Raw genomic sequence first — 14,761 nt, 5'->3', positions numbered from 1 at the left:
GACGGGTGCCTCCTCGTACCGGGTGTTCCTACCCGATTCAACGACGGCACCCCGACGTGCAGTTCCCGACCACCGAGTGGGCGACTACCCCACGCGTTCGACGGTGTAGTTCACCAGTCGGCCCAGGGCGTCGTTGGCCGGTCCCTGTGGCAGCAGTGCGAGCTCGGCGTGGGCGCGGTCGGCGTACTCGCCGAGGGTCTTCTTGGCCGCGACCATGCCGGGTGACCGCTGCAACAGCTCCAGGGCCTCGGTGACCAGGGCATCCTCGGTGACCGGGCCGGCCAGGATCTCGCGGAGGCGGTCGCCGTCGGCACCTTCCTCGCGGAGCGCGAACAGCACCGGGAGGGTGTGCACTCCTTCCCGCAGGTCGGTGCCGGGAGTCTTACCCGACTGCTCGGTGGCCGAGGAGATGTCGATGATGTCGTCGGAGATCTGGAACGCGGTGCCGACAGCGTCACCGAGGCGCTCGAGGCGTCCCACGTGCTCGGCATCGCCGCCACTGAACGTGCCGCCGAAGCGCCCACAGGAGGCGATGAGCGACCCGGTCTTCTCCCACACGACCTTCAGGTAGTGCGCGATGGGATCGTCGGTGCTCTTGGCCCCGATCGTTTCGCGCATCTGCCCGGTGACCAACTCGGCGAAGGTCTCGGCGATGATGCGGACGGCGTCGGGTCCGAGGGTGGACACCAGACGCGACGCATGTGCGAAGAGGTAGTCACCCGCGAGAATGGCCACACTGTTGCCCCAGCGTGAGTTCGCACTCTCGGCTCCGCGGCGCATCGACGCCTCGTCCATGACGTCGTCGTGATAGAGCGTCGCCAAGTGCACCAGCTCGACCACGGTGGCGGCGGTGACGATCGCCGGATCTGTCGGCGACGGCCCCAGCTGGCCGGTCAGCACGGTGAACAGGGGTCGGAATCGCTTACCGCCGGCCTTCGCCAGATGCAGAGCAGCCTCGGTGAGGAACTCTTCGCCGTCGGACAGTTCGCTGATCATCAGCTCTTCGACGCGCGCGAGACCGTCGGCGACGGATCGAGCGAGCTCCGGGTCACCCAGGTCGACTCCGGCAACGACCGTTACTGCGGTCGCGTCGTCTGTACTCACGATGTTGATCCCTGTCCTGTCGTCGGCGTCGAGCGGCGATGGATGACGGAAACTGCTGCTCGGGTACTACCGTAGTGAACCTAGTGTGCACACTCGCACGACGGTGCCGCCCACCACAGGTGACTATTCCCTCACCGAACCGAGCCCGAGTCGCTTCCCGACGCGGCCTGCAGGGCCGATGAGTGAACGACGTCACCGCTGCGACGGTGAACACCCCCGATGAGCAGGGCCTCGACAACGGTCGACCGAAGGCCCTGACGGCGCAGCACCGCGGCAATCGGGATACTGGGATCTGTGACCTCATCCAACCCGGCCCTGCCCTCCTCGACCGATGTGTTGGTCGTGGGCGCGGGCCCCGCAGGATCGTCCGCGGCAGCGTGGGCAGCGCGTTCCGGCCGCGACGTCGTACTCGCCGACGCGGCCGTCTTTCCCCGGGACAAGACGTGCGGCGACGGGCTGACTCCGCGCGCGGTCGCCGAACTCGATCGGTTGGGCCTGGGTGAATGGGTTCGCGGTACCGCGCGCAATCGCGGGTTGCGCCTGAGTGGGTTCGGCCAGGAACTCGAGCTCGAATGGCCGAGCAGATCTTTCCCGGCGGTGGGCAGCGCCGTCCCGCGAACCGAATTGGACGACCGTATTCGCCGCGTCGCCGTCGAGGCCGGGGCTGTGATGGCCGAGGGTGCCAAAGCGGTGTCCGTCACCCGCGACGGAAATGCGGTCCGATCGGTGACGCTGCAGACCGGCGAAGGCACCCACGAGGTCGCGTGCCGCACTCTGATCGTCGCCGACGGAGTCCGGTCCACGCTGGGCAAGCAACTCGGACGCCAGTGGCACCGCGACACCGCGTTCGGCGTCGCCGCCCGCGCGTACATCACGTCTGCTCGCAGCGACGACCAATGGATCAGCTCGCACCTCGAACTGCGCGACGGCGCAGGCACGCTGCAGCCCGGCTACGGATGGGTCTTTCCACTGAACGACGGCAACATCAACATCGGCGTCGGCACGCTGGCCACCGCCACCCGGCCCGCACCGGGAGCCCTGCGTCCCCTGCTGGACCTCTACACCCAGCAACGGCGGTCGGAATGGGAACTGACCGGCGAGCTGCGGTCGGTCGCGTCGGCACTGCTGCCGATGGGCGGGGCGGTCTCCGGAGTCGCGGGGGTGAACTGGGCGATCATCGGTGACGCCGCAGCGTGCGTGAACCCACTCAACGGTGAGGGCATCGACTACGGACTCGAGGGCGGCCGCATGGTGGTCGACCTTCTCGATCACGCCGACCTGACCGACGCCTGGCCGACTGTGCTGCGTGAGCACTACGGTCAAGCCTTCTCCATTGCTCGACGCCTCGCCGGACTGCTGACCGTGCCGAGGTTCCTGCCCGCAGCGGGCCCGGTGGGCATGCGCTCGCGGGCACTGATGAAAGTCGCGGTCCGGTGCATGGGCAACCTGGTCACCGAGGCCGACAGCGACCTCGTCGCTCGTACGTGGCGAACCGCGGGAACCACGTCACTGAAAATCGATTCGCGGCCGCCGTTTTCGTAGCCGCGTGCAGACTCAGGGCCGAATCGCCTTGTGCAGAGCCACGATTCCGCCGGTGAGGTTGCGCCACTGCACGTCGGTCCAGCCGGCGTCGGCGATGCGCTGAGCCAACTGCTCCTGGGTGGGCCACGCGCGAATGGACTCGGCGAGATAGACGTAGGCGTCGGGGTTGCTGCTCACTGCGCGAGCGACTTTGGGGAGCGCCTTCATCAGGTACTCCATGTATGCCGTGCGGAACGGGCCGAAGACCGGGGTGGAGAATTCCGAGACCACAAGACGCCCACCGGGTTTGGTGACTCGGGCGATTTCGCGCAGACCGGCATCGAAGTCGGAGACATTGCGAAGGCCGAACGAGATGGTGGCGGCGTCGAAACTGGCGTCGGCGTACGGAAGCGCCATCGCGTCACCGGCAACCATCGGCACTCCGCGGGAGAGTCCGGCTCGGAGCATACCCTTGGAGAAGTCGGTGGCGACGCACCAGGCTCCGCTACGTCCGAGTTCGACGGTGGAGACGCCGGTGCCGGCGGCGAGATCCAGGACCCGCTCGCCGGGCTTCAGATCGAGGGCTCGGCGGGTCAGCTTGCGCCAGCTGCGGTCCTGGCCGAACGACAGAACGGTGTTGGTGATGTCGTAGCGGCGGGCGACGCCGTCGAACATCGACGCCACCTCGTGGGGCTCTTTTTCCAGGGTTGCGCGCGATGTCGTGGCCACGAACTCCAGCTTACTCAGGCTGCTTCGGTCGCCCGTGGCGCTGTGATGCCTTGCACGTCGTAGTAGTGGGAGATCAGCTCGTCGCAGATGGCAGGCCAGGTGCGGTGCAGAACCGATCGGCGGGCGGCGTTGCCGAAGCGGGCGCGGGTGGTGGGTTCGGCGAGGGCGCCGACTGCACTGGGCAGCAACTCGGTGAACTTGTCGACCGGCAGTAGGTAGCCGTTGCGGCAGTGCGAGACCAGATCGCGGGGTCCGCCGGCGTCGGGACCGATGACGGGGACTCCGCTGGCGAGGGCTTCTTGGACTGCTTGACAGAAGGTTTCGTGTTCGCCGGGGTGGACGAAGATGTCGAAGCTGGCGTAGGCCTGCGCGAGTTCGTCGCCGCCGAGTTGCCCGGTGAAGATCGCATTCGGCATCAGTTCGCGCAGGGCCGCCGTATCGGGACCGCCGCCGACGATCACCAGCTGGATCGACGGATCCGTGGCCAGCACGGCGAGCCGCTCGACGTGCTTCTCCGGCGCGAGCCTGCCGACGAACCCGACGATCAGCTTTTCGCCGGCTCCCCATCGGCCGCGAAGGGTGGCCGACGCGGCCGAGGGCGCGAACCGAACCGCGTCCACTCCCCTGGCCCACCGGTGTACGCGCGGGATGCCGTGCTGCTCGAGAGCGTCGACGGCCGAGGTGGACGGTGCCAGAGTGCGGGCCGCTCCGCGGTGCAGTCTCCTGGTCCAACGCCACGCGGCCTTCGAGGTCAAGCCGAGGCCGTAACTCGCGGCGAATCCTGCGACATCGGTCTGGTAAACGGCGACGGCAGGCACGTCGAGGCGGTTCGCGGCGGCCAGGCCGCCCGCTCCGAGCAGGAACGGGGACGCCAGATGCACGACGTCGGGCACGAAGGTCCGTAGCGCCGAGACCATCCCGAGGCCAGGAACACCGACGGGCAGGGAGCTGACCTTCGGCACCATCACGGACGGCACTCGGTGGACCGGGACGCCGTTGTGCCAGGTCGCCGCTCGCGGTCCCGACGGGTTGTCGGGAGCGACGACGATGGCGTCGTGCCCGGTCTTCTCGAGATGTTCGAGGACACGGATCACCGAGTGGGTGACGCCGTTCATGTTGGGCAAGAACGATTCCGCAACGATGGCTACTCGCACGGTCCTCAGTGTGGGTGGCCACGCAGTCGCCCAGGCATGGACGACGTTACGTGTGGGCCAACGTCACACGAATTGCTGGGCGACCCACGACGGACTCGGGTTGGTGCGGTGTCCGGTACCCACGAACACCGTCGGAACCGTCTCGTTCCCGTCGTTCACCGACCGAACCCGCGCTGCGGCAGCAGCATCTGCGCGGATGTTCGTCCAGACGGCCTTCTTTCCGCGGAGGACCAGCGCAACCCGCAGCCGAAGGCAGAAGATGCAACCGGGACGCCAGTAGATCAGCGGCACCGATTTTTCGGTCGCGAACACTCAAGACGCGTCGTCGGACAGAGAACGGGGATACAGCACCGGAGTCGTCAGGACGAGCAGAAACACCACCACGAGCACCATGATCACGATCGAGGACGCGATGTTGCCGAAGTTCACCAACGCGAACCCGGCCCCTGCGGCGACAGCAGCGATGACCCACTGCCTGGCATTACGCATCCAGTAGCTCCTTGCGACGTAACCAGAACAACGCCGGCCCGGCGATGAGCCACGTGACGACGATGACCGATCCGGCAGGAACGATCGCTACCGCGGCGTCACGGCCGGCGACACGCACCAGCAGGTCGCTGTCGCTGTCGTTGTCGTCGGAGTCCGCCTTGTAGTACTCGACCTCGATGCGCTGACCCACGACGAGGTTGGTGGGGTACAGCACGCCGAGTCTGGGGTTGTGGGTCACGCCGTCGGGGGTGATGAAACTGACCGCCGAACGCAATTTGCCCGCCGAGAGCACCTCGGCCGTCGCGACGCCCTTGTCGGAGTCGATGGTGACGTCGTTTCGCCAGGCACCGACCACCAAGAGGACCGACAGAACCGAGATGGCGACCGCGACCACGAGCACGACCAGCCGGATTCTGTGCAGAGTTCGGCTGCCCCTCTCGGTGTCGCTCACAGCATTCAGGTTACTTCGCGGCCGGTTCGCCTCCGCTCCGGTAGCCTCTGTGCTCATGTCGCGCAGCTTCGAGTTCACCGTCGAATCGTCCAATCCGCCCGCTGACGTGCATGCCGCACTCACCAGTGAAGACCAGTGGGCCGCCCGCTTCGCCAAGGCGAAGAAGACGGACGGGTACGAGATGACCAAGCACGACGACGGCGGCTTGACCGTGGACATCACCGAGGAAGTCGGCACGTCCGAACTGCCCGGGTTCGTCACGAAAGTCATCAAGGGCAAGCTGATCGTCTCGCGTACCGACCACTGGGGTCCGCTCGAAGGCGACCACGCCGAGGGCACGCTGGTCGGCGGCACCACGGGTCTCCCCGCGAAAGTGAACGGCACCCTCTCGCTTCGCCCCGACGGCACCGGAGCGAAACTGGTCGTCAAGGGTGAGTCGACGGTCAAGATTCCGCTCGTCGGCGGCAAGATCGAAGACCTGATCAACAAGATGATCAAGGACATGATCGATCAGGAAACCGGCGAAACACTCGAATGGGTTGCTGCGCAACAGAATTAGAGACGGGCCCGGATCGCTGCGTGTAGGTCGCGCAGCCCGGACCGTTCCGTGGTCACTTCCAACACGCGGATTCCGTCGGCGTGCCCGGTGAGTTCGGTTGCCAGATCGGCCACGTCCACCAGGCGATGTTCGACGCGGTAGGCCCCGCACAACGCTCCCAGGTCCATTCCGTGCGGTGTTCCGAACACCCGCTCGAACACACCCGCGTACTGCGGGTCGCCCTGTTCGAGAAGCTCGAAGATGCCGCCGCCGTCGTCGTTGGCGACGACGATCGTCAGGTCGTCCGGACGCGGCTCGCCGGTGCCGATGAGCAGACCCGCCGCGTCGTGCAGGAACGTCAGATCACCGAGAAGCGCCACGGTGCGGCGCTTTCCGGCCATCGCCGCACCGATGGCCGTCGAGACGGTGCCGTCGATGCCGGCCACGCCACGATTGGACAGAACCTTCACGCCCGGGATCGGAGTAGAGACCAGGGCCGCGTCGCGCACGGGGTTGGAGGCTCCGAGCACCAGCTGATCTCCGGGCTGCAATGCCGACATCACCGCGTCGGCAACGTGCAGACCCGTCGGCTTGGGGTGCTCTCGAAGTTGTTGGTGCACAGCCTTTTCGGCGCGTTCCGATACGGCAGCGCAGCGCGCGATCCACGCGGGATCGGGTGCGCCGGTGGTCACGGCACGCGTGCCGGTGGCCAGTACGTTGCCCGAGACGTCGGGCCAGCGCGGGCCGGTGGTGAGCGCGATGACGTCCACCGCCGGATCCGCGAGCAGCGCTGACACCTGCCGGTGCAGGGTCGGGCGACCGGTGATGACGGCTTGACGCGGCTTCAACTGCGCCAGAGCCAAGGGGTGCAACGCAATTCCGTGCAGTGGCGCGGTCGGCTCGGCAACGGTCGGCAGCCCGGCCAACTCCGGACGAACGGCTCCGCCGTGCCCGGACACGACGACGGTGTCGACCGACAGATCGAGTTCGACCGGCACGTCGAGGGTCGCCTGGGTGGTCGAGGTCCACGGCATCCCGTCGGGACGTCCTTCGGGCCGAGCCCCCGGATCGCCGAGGGCGGGAACCAACGGTTCACGCAGTGGAATGTCGAAGTGCACCGGCCCGGCGTTGCCCGAGCGCGCACCTCGCGCAGCAGCGATGACCCGCGAGACCGCGCTGCGCCACTGACTGTTCTGCTTGGGTCCTTCCTCGGCGAGCCCGAGGCTGATCGTCGCGCGGACCTGCGAACCGAACAGACCCAACTGCTCGATGGTCTGGTTGGCACCGGTGCCGAGCATCTCGTACGGCCGGTTGGCACTGATGACGATCAGCGGGATCCGGGCGTAGTTCGCTTCGAGCACCGCGGGCCCGAGGTTCGCCACCGCTGTTCCCGACGTCATCACCACCGGGACAGGTTGGCCGCTGCCCAGGCTCAGTCCGATGGCCAGGAATCCGGCGGTCCGCTCGTCGATCCGCATGTGCAGTCGTAGCCGTCCGGCCGCGTCTGCTTCCTCCAGAGCGAAGGCCAACGGGGCGTTGCGCGAGCCGGGACAGAGCACGACGTCTTCGATCCCGCTGCGCGCCAGTTCGTCGACGACTGCAGTGGCCTGAGCGGTGGACGGATTCACAGTTTCCAGAGTGTCAGATGCTCCGGTCGGCCGCCGCAACCGGGCTTTGACAGTATTGAGACGTGCGTACAGTCTTCCGGCCCGACGAGGTCTCCTCCCGCCGCTTCTACCAGCTACTGACCGCGTCGGTGGTCCCCAGGCCCATCGCCTGGATCTCCACGGTCTCGGCCGACGGTGTGGCGAACCTCGCGCCCTACAGCTTCTTCACCGTCTCGTCCGTGGAACCGCCGGTCGTCCAGTTCACGTCCGTGACCCGCAAAGACAGTCTGCGCAACATCGAGGCCACCGGCGAGTTCGTCGTCAATCTGGCCACGGCACCGTTGGTCGATCAGGTCAACGGCAGCTCGGCGAGCTTCGAGCACGGCGTCAGCGAGTTCGAGGCCGTCGGCATCGAGAGTGAACCCAGTGCGATCGTCACGCCGCCGCGGGTAGCTGCCGCCCCGATCGCCATCGAAGCCACGCTGCACCGCGTCGTCGAGGTGGGAAACTGCTTCGTCGTCATGGGTAGCGTCGTCGCAGTGTCCGTTCGACCTGAATTTCTCGCCGAGGACGGCCTGCCCGAGTTCGAGACCATCGCTCCGCTCAGTCGACTCGGCCGTACCGAGTGGGGACTGCCGCCCGAGGTTCGCGAGATCGAGCGACCTTCTTGATTCGCTGGCTGCTGCTGGTTCTCGTCACGGTCGCACTGACCGTCGGGGCCGATGCACTCGGTGTGCCGTCGGCTGCGTTGTTCGTTGCACTGTTGGTGGCGATCGTGTTCGCGCTCGCCGGGTGGGCTCCGACGACCGGAACCGAGCGAGCGCCGCTCCCCCGCAGACTCGGCATGGCGGCGCAGGCAATCCTCGGCGTCGAGATCGGCACGCTCGTGCAGAGCGACACTCTGAGCTCGCTGGGCGATACCTGGCTGCCGGTACTGCTGGCATGCATCGGCACCCTGTTGCTGTCGATCGCGGCCGGCGCACTGTTGGGGCTTCGTAAAGACATCGATTCACTGACCGGTTCGTTGGCGCTGGTCGCGGGCGGAGCCTCGGGACTGGTGGCGATCACCCAGGAGTTGGGCGGCGACGAACGCGTGGTCGCGGTGGTGCAATACCTGCGTGTCGTGCTGGTGACCACAACGCTGCCGCTGGTCGCAACCCTGGTGTTCGACGCCCAACCCGGACAATCGTCGGTCACCGCCGACGTGCACGAGGCGCTCTGGATCGACCTCGCCTTCGTCGTGATCTGCGGCGTCATCGGCGTGATGCTGGCCAAGATGATCCGGCTGCCCGCCCCCGCCCTGCTCGGCCCGCTGATGATCGCCACGCTCGCCGACGTGCTCGGCGTCTCGTTCGACGCGTCCGTCCCAACGCTGTTGCTGTGGGCGGCGTACATCGTCATCGGCTGGCAGGCCGGACTGCGGTTCACCGTCGCCAGCTTGAAGTCGATCTCGCGGGTCTTGCCCGCATCGCTGATGTTGATCATCGCCGTCACCGTCTGCTGCGCGATGCTCGGCCTATGGCTGGCGTCCGCGACGGGGACGAGCGGCTACGAGGGATACCTCGCGACCACTCCCGGCGGGGTGTACGCGGTGCTGGCCATCGCCGCGTCGACCGGGGCGAACGTCACCTTCGTCGTGGCCGCCCAGGTGATCCGCGTGTTCATGATGTTGTTCGCAGTACCCGTCGGAGCCAAGGTGGTCCAGCGCTACCGGCGCGGTCGGCCCGAGTGAGAGATCGACGCAACCCCATCGCAGCTTAGGGTCGGCTAACCTGTGCGGCATGGGTAAGTACCTCAAACCGGAGAACCCCGCGTTCTACCGCCTGACCGTGCTCGGGAGCGAGCGAATCAGCCCCAGCTTCATCCGGGTGACCCTCGGCGGCGATTCGTTGTCGAACTTCCGCTACATGGGCTACGACCACTGGTTTCGCCTGTTCCTGCCGCAGCCGGGCCAGGACGAGCCGCGCATCCCCAGCGCCACCTCGATGCTCTGGTACGCCCAGTATCTGACGTTCTCCAAGGACACAAAGCCGGCGGTCCGCAACTACACGGTCAGCCAGTACCGCGCTACGGGAGAGGGCACACACGGCGACGGCCCGGAGCTGGATGTGGACTTCGTGGCGCACGGCGAAGTAGATGGTGGCGGCGGAACCAAAGGTCACAGTGGGCCGGCGTCGTCGTGGGCTACCAGGGCGGTCCCAGGCGATCGCGTCGCGATCTTCGACGAAGGGCGCATCTACACGTTCGAGGGACAATCGAGCTGGCAGTTGCTCGTCGGCGACGAGAGTGCTGCCCCGGCGATTCTCGGCATACTGCGGTCGTTGCCGGCCGACGTTCGGGTCAAGGCCTTCGTCGAAGTGCCCACCGAGGCCGACATCCAGAAGCAGGACGTGCATGCAGGCGTCGAGATCGAATGGATCGTGCGGCCCAACCCCCTGTCCAAGCCGGGCGAGGCCGCGTTGGCCGCGGTGCAGAAAGCCGAGCTTCCGGACGGCGATCCGTTCGTCTACGTAGCAGGGGAACAAGGGCTGGCGACGGGCCTGCGTAGATACCTGGTGAACGAGCGTTCCGTACCCAAGTCTCGGATCTGCTTCACCGGATACTGGAAGTTCGGTAAAGCCGCCCCGTAGCCCTCGATTAGTGTGACTTCACATGCCCGGCTCCGGAAAAGGTCATACCGTCGTCACCGACTCGGCAGCAGTCGACAGCGCACCGTACGCATCGTTGCGTGCGCGGCCACTCCCCCGAGCGGAACGATACGAGCTGGGTCGACGCCTGCGCGACAAGGTCCCGATCGCATCGCTGGGCGACTGGACACCACCGCCGGATCGTCCGGACCCGGTGCAGCAGATCGAGTACTCGCACCAAGGCCGGATCGAATGGCTCATCCCCACGCGCCTCGAGCGCATGGTCGAATCCCCGTACGGCTTCCTGCGCGGGACGGCCATCGTCATGGCCCGTGACGTTGCGATGCTGCCGTCCACCGGCATCAACCCGGTGATCAGCGGCGACGCCCACCTCGGAAACTTCGGCTTCTACGCCTCCCCCGAACGCGACCTCGTCATCGACCTCAACGACTTCGACGAAGCACACCCGGGTGCCTGGGAATGGGATCTACGACGCCTCGCCGCGAGCATCTGGGTAGCCGGCCGTCAGAACGGACGCAGCGAGGATCGGTGCCGCGATGCCGTCGCCGCCTGCGTGTCCGCGTATCGAATCGAGGTCGCGCGCCTCGCCGACGAACCGCTGATGTCGCGGTCGTTCCAACGGCTGACGGCCGAGAAACTGCAACGGGACGCCACCGCGGGATCGTTGCGCAAGGAAATAAAACGCGCCACCAAGAAAGCGCGTCGACGCACCAGTGACCGCGTCCTGCCGCGATTCACCGAGGAACACGAGGGCACTCGCAGGATCGTCGAGGAGCCGCCGATCACCACCCGAATCTCGGCCGAGGACGAGGAATTGCTGGCCGTCGGACTGGACGAATACCTGCTCACTCTCACCCCGCATTGGCGTCGGGTACTGGGGGGATACACGTTGATCGACGTCGCGCATCGCGTCGTCGGAGTCGGCAGTGTCGGGCTCCGGGCGTACGTGGCACTGCTCGAAGGCACCAGCGCGGACGACGTCGTGTTCCTGCAGCTCAAGCAGGCCAGACGGTCGGTGCTTGCCCCGTACGTGCACGGCGAATCGGCCTGGCACGACCATCAGGGACAACGCGTGGTGGAGTACCAGCAGGATCTGCAGACGGTCAGCGATCCACTGCTGGGGTGGTGCACCATCGCCGGACGGCAGTACTACGTGCGGCAGTTCCGCAACATGAAGGGGACGATCGACCTCTCGTCGATCGATGCACCCGCGCTGGTGGACTACGCGCGGGTGGTGGGTCGACTACTGGCGAAGGGACACGCTCGCACCAGCGGCGCGTCGATGATCTCGGGATACACGGGCGATTCCGATGAACTCGACGTCGCACTGTGCCGATTCGCGCGACTCTACGCCGACCAAACCGAGGCCGATTGGGAGTGCCTGCGGCAGTGGCGTGGTTGAGTGCCGCAGGGGGCACATAACCACGCCACTGCGCGGAGCGCACTAGGCGTGCTTGGCGACCAGATCGCCGACGCGCGGCAATGCCTCGGTGACGTTCTTCTTCGCCGAGCCACGCAGGCTGCCGTAGAACTTCTTGACGACGGACTTGTCCGTCTCCTCGATGCGCGCATCGGTGACCGAGAGCAGAGCGTCGGACGCGGCATCTCCGTTGGCGGCGAGATACTCACCGAACGTGCCCTGCGGGGCAGCGTTGTACGACTGCCAGAACGGATCGAGCTTGTCGACGAAATCGGGCCACAGAGCCGAGACCGCATTGTCGATGTAGGACGGACCGACCTTCTTCACTGCGCCGTAGCCCCCCTTGACCGCGAGGCCACTCGCGCCCTTCTTGTCGGCTACCTCGGCGTCGATCAATGCCAATACGTCGACGCGCAGAGCGTCGGCCTTCGACTCGTCGAGCAGCGAATCCTTCAGTGCAGCAACCACTTCGAACTTCCTCCCAGATGTGTCGGCGGCCCCACGCGGACCGGGCGCAACACTACCGCAGCAGTGCGTGGCAGCGTCGCACTCGCTCGATCCACCACTGCGTGCGCTCGGCGTCGGCACCGAGTTCGATCAACGCGTGCGGATCCGGCTCGACGCTCTGGACCGGATACGTTCCGTCGACCACCTCGGGTGCCGGTGCGACGTCGCGAACGAACAGACTGCCCGTCCCCAGTCCGCAGGCGAATTCGAGATGCGGCAGCGCGGCGGCAGCGGCGAGCCCCGAGGCGATGCCCACAGCCGAATCGAGTGCACTCGACACGACCACCGGCACGCCGTACTCCCCCAGTTCGCCGGCCAGTTCGAGCAGTGCGCGCATGCCACCGAGCGGAGCGACCTTGAGTACCGCGATGTCCGCGCCGCCGGCCCGCACGACCTTCATCGGATCCTCGGCCCGACGGATGCTCTCGTCCGCGGCCACCCGAACTCCCGGAGCCCGTCGCCGCAGCTCGACGAGCTCGGCAACCGTGGCGCACGGCTGCTCCGCGTATTCGAGTGGCCCGTCCGCAGTGATCGCAGCCAACGCAGTGACTGCCTCGTCGACGGTCCAGCCCCCGTTGGCGTCGATCCGCACCCGCGGCACCAGCTCGCGCACCGCACGAACGCGAGCCACGTCGTCGGCCAGGCTCTGCCCCTTCTCGGCCACTTTCACCTTCGCCGTTTCGGCCCCGGGTGAGCGGCTCAGGACGGCCGCCACATCGGAGGCGGCGACCGCGGGCACGGTCGCGTTGACCGCGATGCGTCGACGCACCGCATTCGGCGGGCCATCCCACGCGGCCTCGATCGCCGACGCCAACCACGGGGCGGACTCGACGTCGTCGTACTCGGGGAACGGAGAGAATTCACCCCACCCACCGGGACCACGAATCAACATCACCTCACGGGTGGTGATCCCACGGAACTTCGTCCGCATCGGCATCGAGAGCACGTGCGCACCGTCGAGCAGATCGTCGATCGGGGGAATCATTGCTGCCCCGGGAGCAACTGCACCATCAGTGCCTCGCAGTCGGCGAGCAGGTTGCCGTCCAGGTCCGTCAGCCTCGCGCTGATGAACGTCTTGCGACCCTCCACCTTGTCCACGGCACCCTCGACGACCAACTCGGTGTTCAGTGGGGTCACCTTGCGGTAGTTGATGTGCAGATATGCGGTCCTGCTGATGGGCCGACCGTACGCATGTTGGATCAGGCCGAAGAGGTCGTCGAACAGCAGCGGAAGGGTGCCGCCGTGCGCGGCGGCGTTGCCACCGAGGTGGAAGCGACGGAACATGCCACGGCTGCGGACGCCGTCGGCTGCGAATTTCTCGATGATCCACGGCGGCAGCAGCAGCGAACCCCGGCCCGGCAGAGCAGGTACCCGCCCCGCGGTCTGCTTGCCTTCGGCGACCACGTGCGGCTCCAACAACTCGATCAATTCTCGAGTCTTGCTCGCGGCTGCCTCGGTGACGTCTGCGGGCAACGACGTGGACACCGCGAGATCCTGGACCGTGCGCAGTGCCTCGAGCAACTGTCCGTATTCCGGCCCCACCTTCGCCGGAACGAAACGAGGGAAGCCGCCGTGGTGGTCGTAATCGGGGTCGGAACTGCGGTCGAGCTGCATCGGATCGGTCATGACCTGCACGCTAGCTGCATCGCCCGGCCGCAGCGGATTCAGCCCTCGCCACCGTTAAGCTGGCCCACGTGACCTTCACTCCCGCACTGTGGCGTCCCGTTCCCGGCTTCGAAGATCTGACCGACATCACCTATCACCGCCACGTGTCCGACGCGACCGTGCGGGTGGCGTTCGATCGTCCCGAGATTCGCAACGCTTTTCGGCCGCACACCGTCGACGAGCTGTACCGCGCGCTCGAACACGCTCGCGTGAGTTCGGACGTGGGAACGGTGCTGCTCACCGGCAACGGGCCGAGCAGCAAGGACGGCGGCTGGGCGTTCTGTTCCGGCGGCGATCAGCGCATTCGCGGACGAAGTGGCTACCAGTATGCGGACGGTGAAACGGCCGAGACGGTCGACAAGGCGCGCGCGGGCCGTCTGCACATTCTCGAGGTGCAGCGGCTGATCCGCTTCATGCCCAAGGTCGTCATCTGCCTCGTCAACGGGTGGGCAGCGGGTGGCGGGCACAGCTTGCACGTGGTGTGCGATCTGACGCTCGCGAGCCGCGAACACGCTCGCTTCAAGCAGACCGACGCCGACGTGGGCAGCTTCGACGGTGGTTACGGCAGTGCGTACCTGGCCAAGATGGTCGGGCAGAAATTCGCCCGAGAGATCTTCTTCCTCGGCGAGACGTACTCGGCCGAGGAAATGCACCGCATGGGCGCGGTGAACAAGGTGGTCGATCACGCCGAACTCGAGAACACCGCCATCGAGTGGGCCGCGAAGATCAACGCCAAGTCGCCGCAGGCACAGCGGATGCTCAAGTACGCCTTCAACCTGCAGGACGACGGTCTCGTCGGCCAGCAGTTGTTCGCCGGTGAAGCCACCCGGCTGGCGTACATGACCGACGAGGCCGTCGAGGGACGCGATGCGTTCCTGGAGAAGCGCGAGCCCGACTGGTCGCCGTTTCCTCGATATTTCTGACGCTT

General features: G+C 66.7%; 17 protein-coding genes. 7 read left to right on the top strand and 10 right to left on the bottom strand.

Translation table 11 applies throughout. From position 1 onward, the window contains the following. Nucleotides 1-84 precede the first annotated feature (84 nt). The gene (locus CH281_RS01995) at nucleotides 85-1,104 is read right to left on the bottom strand and encodes a polyprenyl synthetase family protein (RefSeq protein WP_032365250.1); all 1,020 of its coding nucleotides are present in this window, start codon (nucleotides 1,102-1,104) and stop codon (nucleotides 85-87) included. 294 nt (nucleotides 1,105-1,398) lie between these two features. On the opposite strand from CH281_RS01995, the gene CH281_RS01990 reads away from it, so the two are divergent. Further along, nucleotides 1,399-2,646 carry a geranylgeranyl reductase family protein gene (locus tag CH281_RS01990; RefSeq protein WP_094692705.1) on the top strand — a complete coding sequence of 416 codons (1,248 nt, stop codon included), beginning with the start codon at nucleotides 1,399-1,401 and terminating at the stop codon, nucleotides 2,644-2,646. Nucleotides 2,647-2,658: 12 nt separating this feature from the next. Here the strand turns inward: CH281_RS01990 and CH281_RS01985 are convergent, their stop codons facing one another. From CH281_RS01985 to CH281_RS01970, 5 genes are all read right to left on the bottom strand, one after another. Then, nucleotides 2,659-3,354 (bottom strand): demethylmenaquinone methyltransferase, encoded by a 696-nt coding sequence (locus CH281_RS01985; protein ID WP_027498286.1) that lies wholly within the window; start codon nucleotides 3,352-3,354, stop codon nucleotides 2,659-2,661. Between the two features lie 14 nt (nucleotides 3,355-3,368). Beyond that, nucleotides 3,369-4,508: a glycosyltransferase family 4 protein gene (locus tag CH281_RS01980; protein ID WP_179274081.1), complete on the bottom strand. Its 1,140-nt coding sequence runs from the start codon at nucleotides 4,506-4,508 to the stop codon at nucleotides 3,369-3,371. A gap of 63 nt (nucleotides 4,509-4,571) precedes the next feature. Beyond that, complete coding sequence (locus tag CH281_RS01975; protein WP_094692701.1) at nucleotides 4,572-4,820, bottom strand: glutaredoxin domain-containing protein; 249 nt, start codon at nucleotides 4,818-4,820, stop codon at nucleotides 4,572-4,574. Beyond that, on the bottom strand, nucleotides 4,821-4,997 hold the full coding sequence (locus CH281_RS26720; protein WP_179274080.1) for a hypothetical protein: 177 nt from the start codon (nucleotides 4,995-4,997) through the stop codon (nucleotides 4,821-4,823). After that, nucleotides 4,990-5,448: a DUF3592 domain-containing protein gene (locus tag CH281_RS01970; protein WP_179274079.1), complete on the bottom strand. Its 459-nt coding sequence runs from the start codon at nucleotides 5,446-5,448 to the stop codon at nucleotides 4,990-4,992. The genes CH281_RS26720 and CH281_RS01970 overlap by 8 nt, the downstream gene beginning before the upstream one ends. Nucleotides 5,449-5,503: 55 nt before the next feature. Between CH281_RS01970 and CH281_RS01965 the strand changes: the two genes are divergently transcribed. After that, on the top strand, nucleotides 5,504-6,007 hold the full coding sequence (locus CH281_RS01965; RefSeq protein ID WP_027498290.1) for a DUF2505 domain-containing protein: 504 nt from the start codon (nucleotides 5,504-5,506) through the stop codon (nucleotides 6,005-6,007). Here CH281_RS01965 and menD read toward each other — a convergent pair. After that, nucleotides 6,004-7,614 carry a 2-succinyl-5-enolpyruvyl-6-hydroxy-3-cyclohexene-1-carboxylic-acid synthase gene (gene menD, locus CH281_RS01960; protein WP_094692699.1) on the bottom strand — a complete coding sequence of 537 codons (1,611 nt, stop codon included), beginning with the start codon at nucleotides 7,612-7,614 and terminating at the stop codon, nucleotides 6,004-6,006. The genes CH281_RS01965 and menD overlap by 4 nt on opposite strands. 62 nt (nucleotides 7,615-7,676) lie before the next feature. Here menD and CH281_RS01955 point away from each other — a divergent pair, with 62 nt between their 5' ends. The 4 genes from CH281_RS01955 to CH281_RS01940 are packed head-to-tail and all read left to right on the top strand — an operon-like array spanning nucleotide 7,677 to nucleotide 11,643. Beyond that, nucleotides 7,677-8,264: a flavin reductase family protein gene (locus CH281_RS01955; RefSeq protein WP_032365245.1), complete on the top strand. Its 588-nt coding sequence runs from the start codon at nucleotides 7,677-7,679 to the stop codon at nucleotides 8,262-8,264. Continuing rightward, entirely contained in the window at nucleotides 8,261-9,325 is a 1,065-nt protein-coding gene (locus CH281_RS01950) for an AbrB family transcriptional regulator (RefSeq protein WP_027498293.1), read from the top strand. The genes CH281_RS01955 and CH281_RS01950 overlap by 4 nt, the downstream gene beginning before the upstream one ends. A 49-nt stretch (nucleotides 9,326-9,374) precedes the next feature. Next, nucleotides 9,375-10,223: a siderophore-interacting protein gene (locus tag CH281_RS01945; RefSeq protein ID WP_094692697.1), complete on the top strand. Its 849-nt coding sequence runs from the start codon at nucleotides 9,375-9,377 to the stop codon at nucleotides 10,221-10,223. Between the two features lie 22 nt (nucleotides 10,224-10,245). Further along, nucleotides 10,246-11,643 (top strand): DUF2252 domain-containing protein, encoded by a 1,398-nt coding sequence (locus tag CH281_RS01940; RefSeq protein WP_032390592.1) that lies wholly within the window; start codon nucleotides 10,246-10,248, stop codon nucleotides 11,641-11,643. A 42-nt stretch (nucleotides 11,644-11,685) separates the two neighbouring features. Here the strand turns inward: CH281_RS01940 and CH281_RS01935 are convergent, their stop codons facing one another. Genes CH281_RS01935 through CH281_RS01925 form a run of 3 tightly spaced genes read right to left on the bottom strand, consistent with a single transcriptional unit; the run spans nucleotide 11,686 to nucleotide 13,794 of the window. Then, the gene (locus CH281_RS01935) at nucleotides 11,686-12,129 is read right to left on the bottom strand and encodes a DUF6918 family protein (RefSeq protein WP_027498296.1); all 444 of its coding nucleotides are present in this window, start codon (nucleotides 12,127-12,129) and stop codon (nucleotides 11,686-11,688) included. A gap of 52 nt (nucleotides 12,130-12,181) precedes the next feature. Beyond that, nucleotides 12,182-13,153 (bottom strand): o-succinylbenzoate synthase, encoded by a 972-nt coding sequence (locus CH281_RS01930; protein WP_032365242.1) that lies wholly within the window; start codon nucleotides 13,151-13,153, stop codon nucleotides 12,182-12,184. After that, the gene (locus tag CH281_RS01925; protein ID WP_027498298.1) at nucleotides 13,150-13,794 is read right to left on the bottom strand and encodes a PaaI family thioesterase; all 645 of its coding nucleotides are present in this window, start codon (nucleotides 13,792-13,794) and stop codon (nucleotides 13,150-13,152) included. The genes CH281_RS01930 and CH281_RS01925 overlap by 4 nt, the downstream gene beginning before the upstream one ends. 68 nt (nucleotides 13,795-13,862) lie before the next feature. Here CH281_RS01925 and CH281_RS01920 point away from each other — a divergent pair, with 68 nt between their 5' ends. Continuing rightward, complete coding sequence (locus CH281_RS01920) at nucleotides 13,863-14,756, top strand: 1,4-dihydroxy-2-naphthoyl-CoA synthase (protein WP_027498299.1); 894 nt, start codon at nucleotides 13,863-13,865, stop codon at nucleotides 14,754-14,756. The last annotated feature ends 5 nt before the right edge of the window (nucleotides 14,757-14,761 follow it).

Source organism: Rhodococcus sp. 06-221-2, from assembly GCF_002258365.1.
Classification (GTDB): domain Bacteria; phylum Actinomycetota; class Actinomycetes; order Mycobacteriales; family Mycobacteriaceae; genus Rhodococcoides; species Rhodococcoides fascians.
This window is presented reverse-complemented; position numbering and strand designations above follow the sequence as displayed.

Bases quoted from the DNA above. Each gene is read 5' to 3' on its own strand.
- CH281_RS26720 (WP_179274080.1), bottom strand. From the start codon at position 4,997: ATGCGTAATGCCAGGCAGTGGGTCATCGCTGCTGTCGCCGCAGGGGCC.
- CH281_RS01965 (WP_027498290.1), top strand. From the start codon at position 5,504: ATGTCGCGCAGCTTCGAGTTCACCGTCGAATCGTCCAATCCGCCCGCT.
- CH281_RS01945 (WP_094692697.1), top strand. From the start codon at position 9,375: ATGGGTAAGTACCTCAAACCGGAGAACCCCGCGTTCTACCGCCTGACC.
- CH281_RS01940 (WP_032390592.1), top strand. From the start codon at position 10,246: ATGCCCGGCTCCGGAAAAGGTCATACCGTCGTCACCGACTCGGCAGCA.
- CH281_RS01930 (WP_032365242.1), bottom strand. From the start codon at position 13,153: ATGATTCCCCCGATCGACGATCTGCTCGACGGTGCGCACGTGCTCTCG.
- CH281_RS01925 (WP_027498298.1), bottom strand. From the start codon at position 13,794: ATGACCGATCCGATGCAGCTCGACCGCAGTTCCGACCCCGATTACGAC.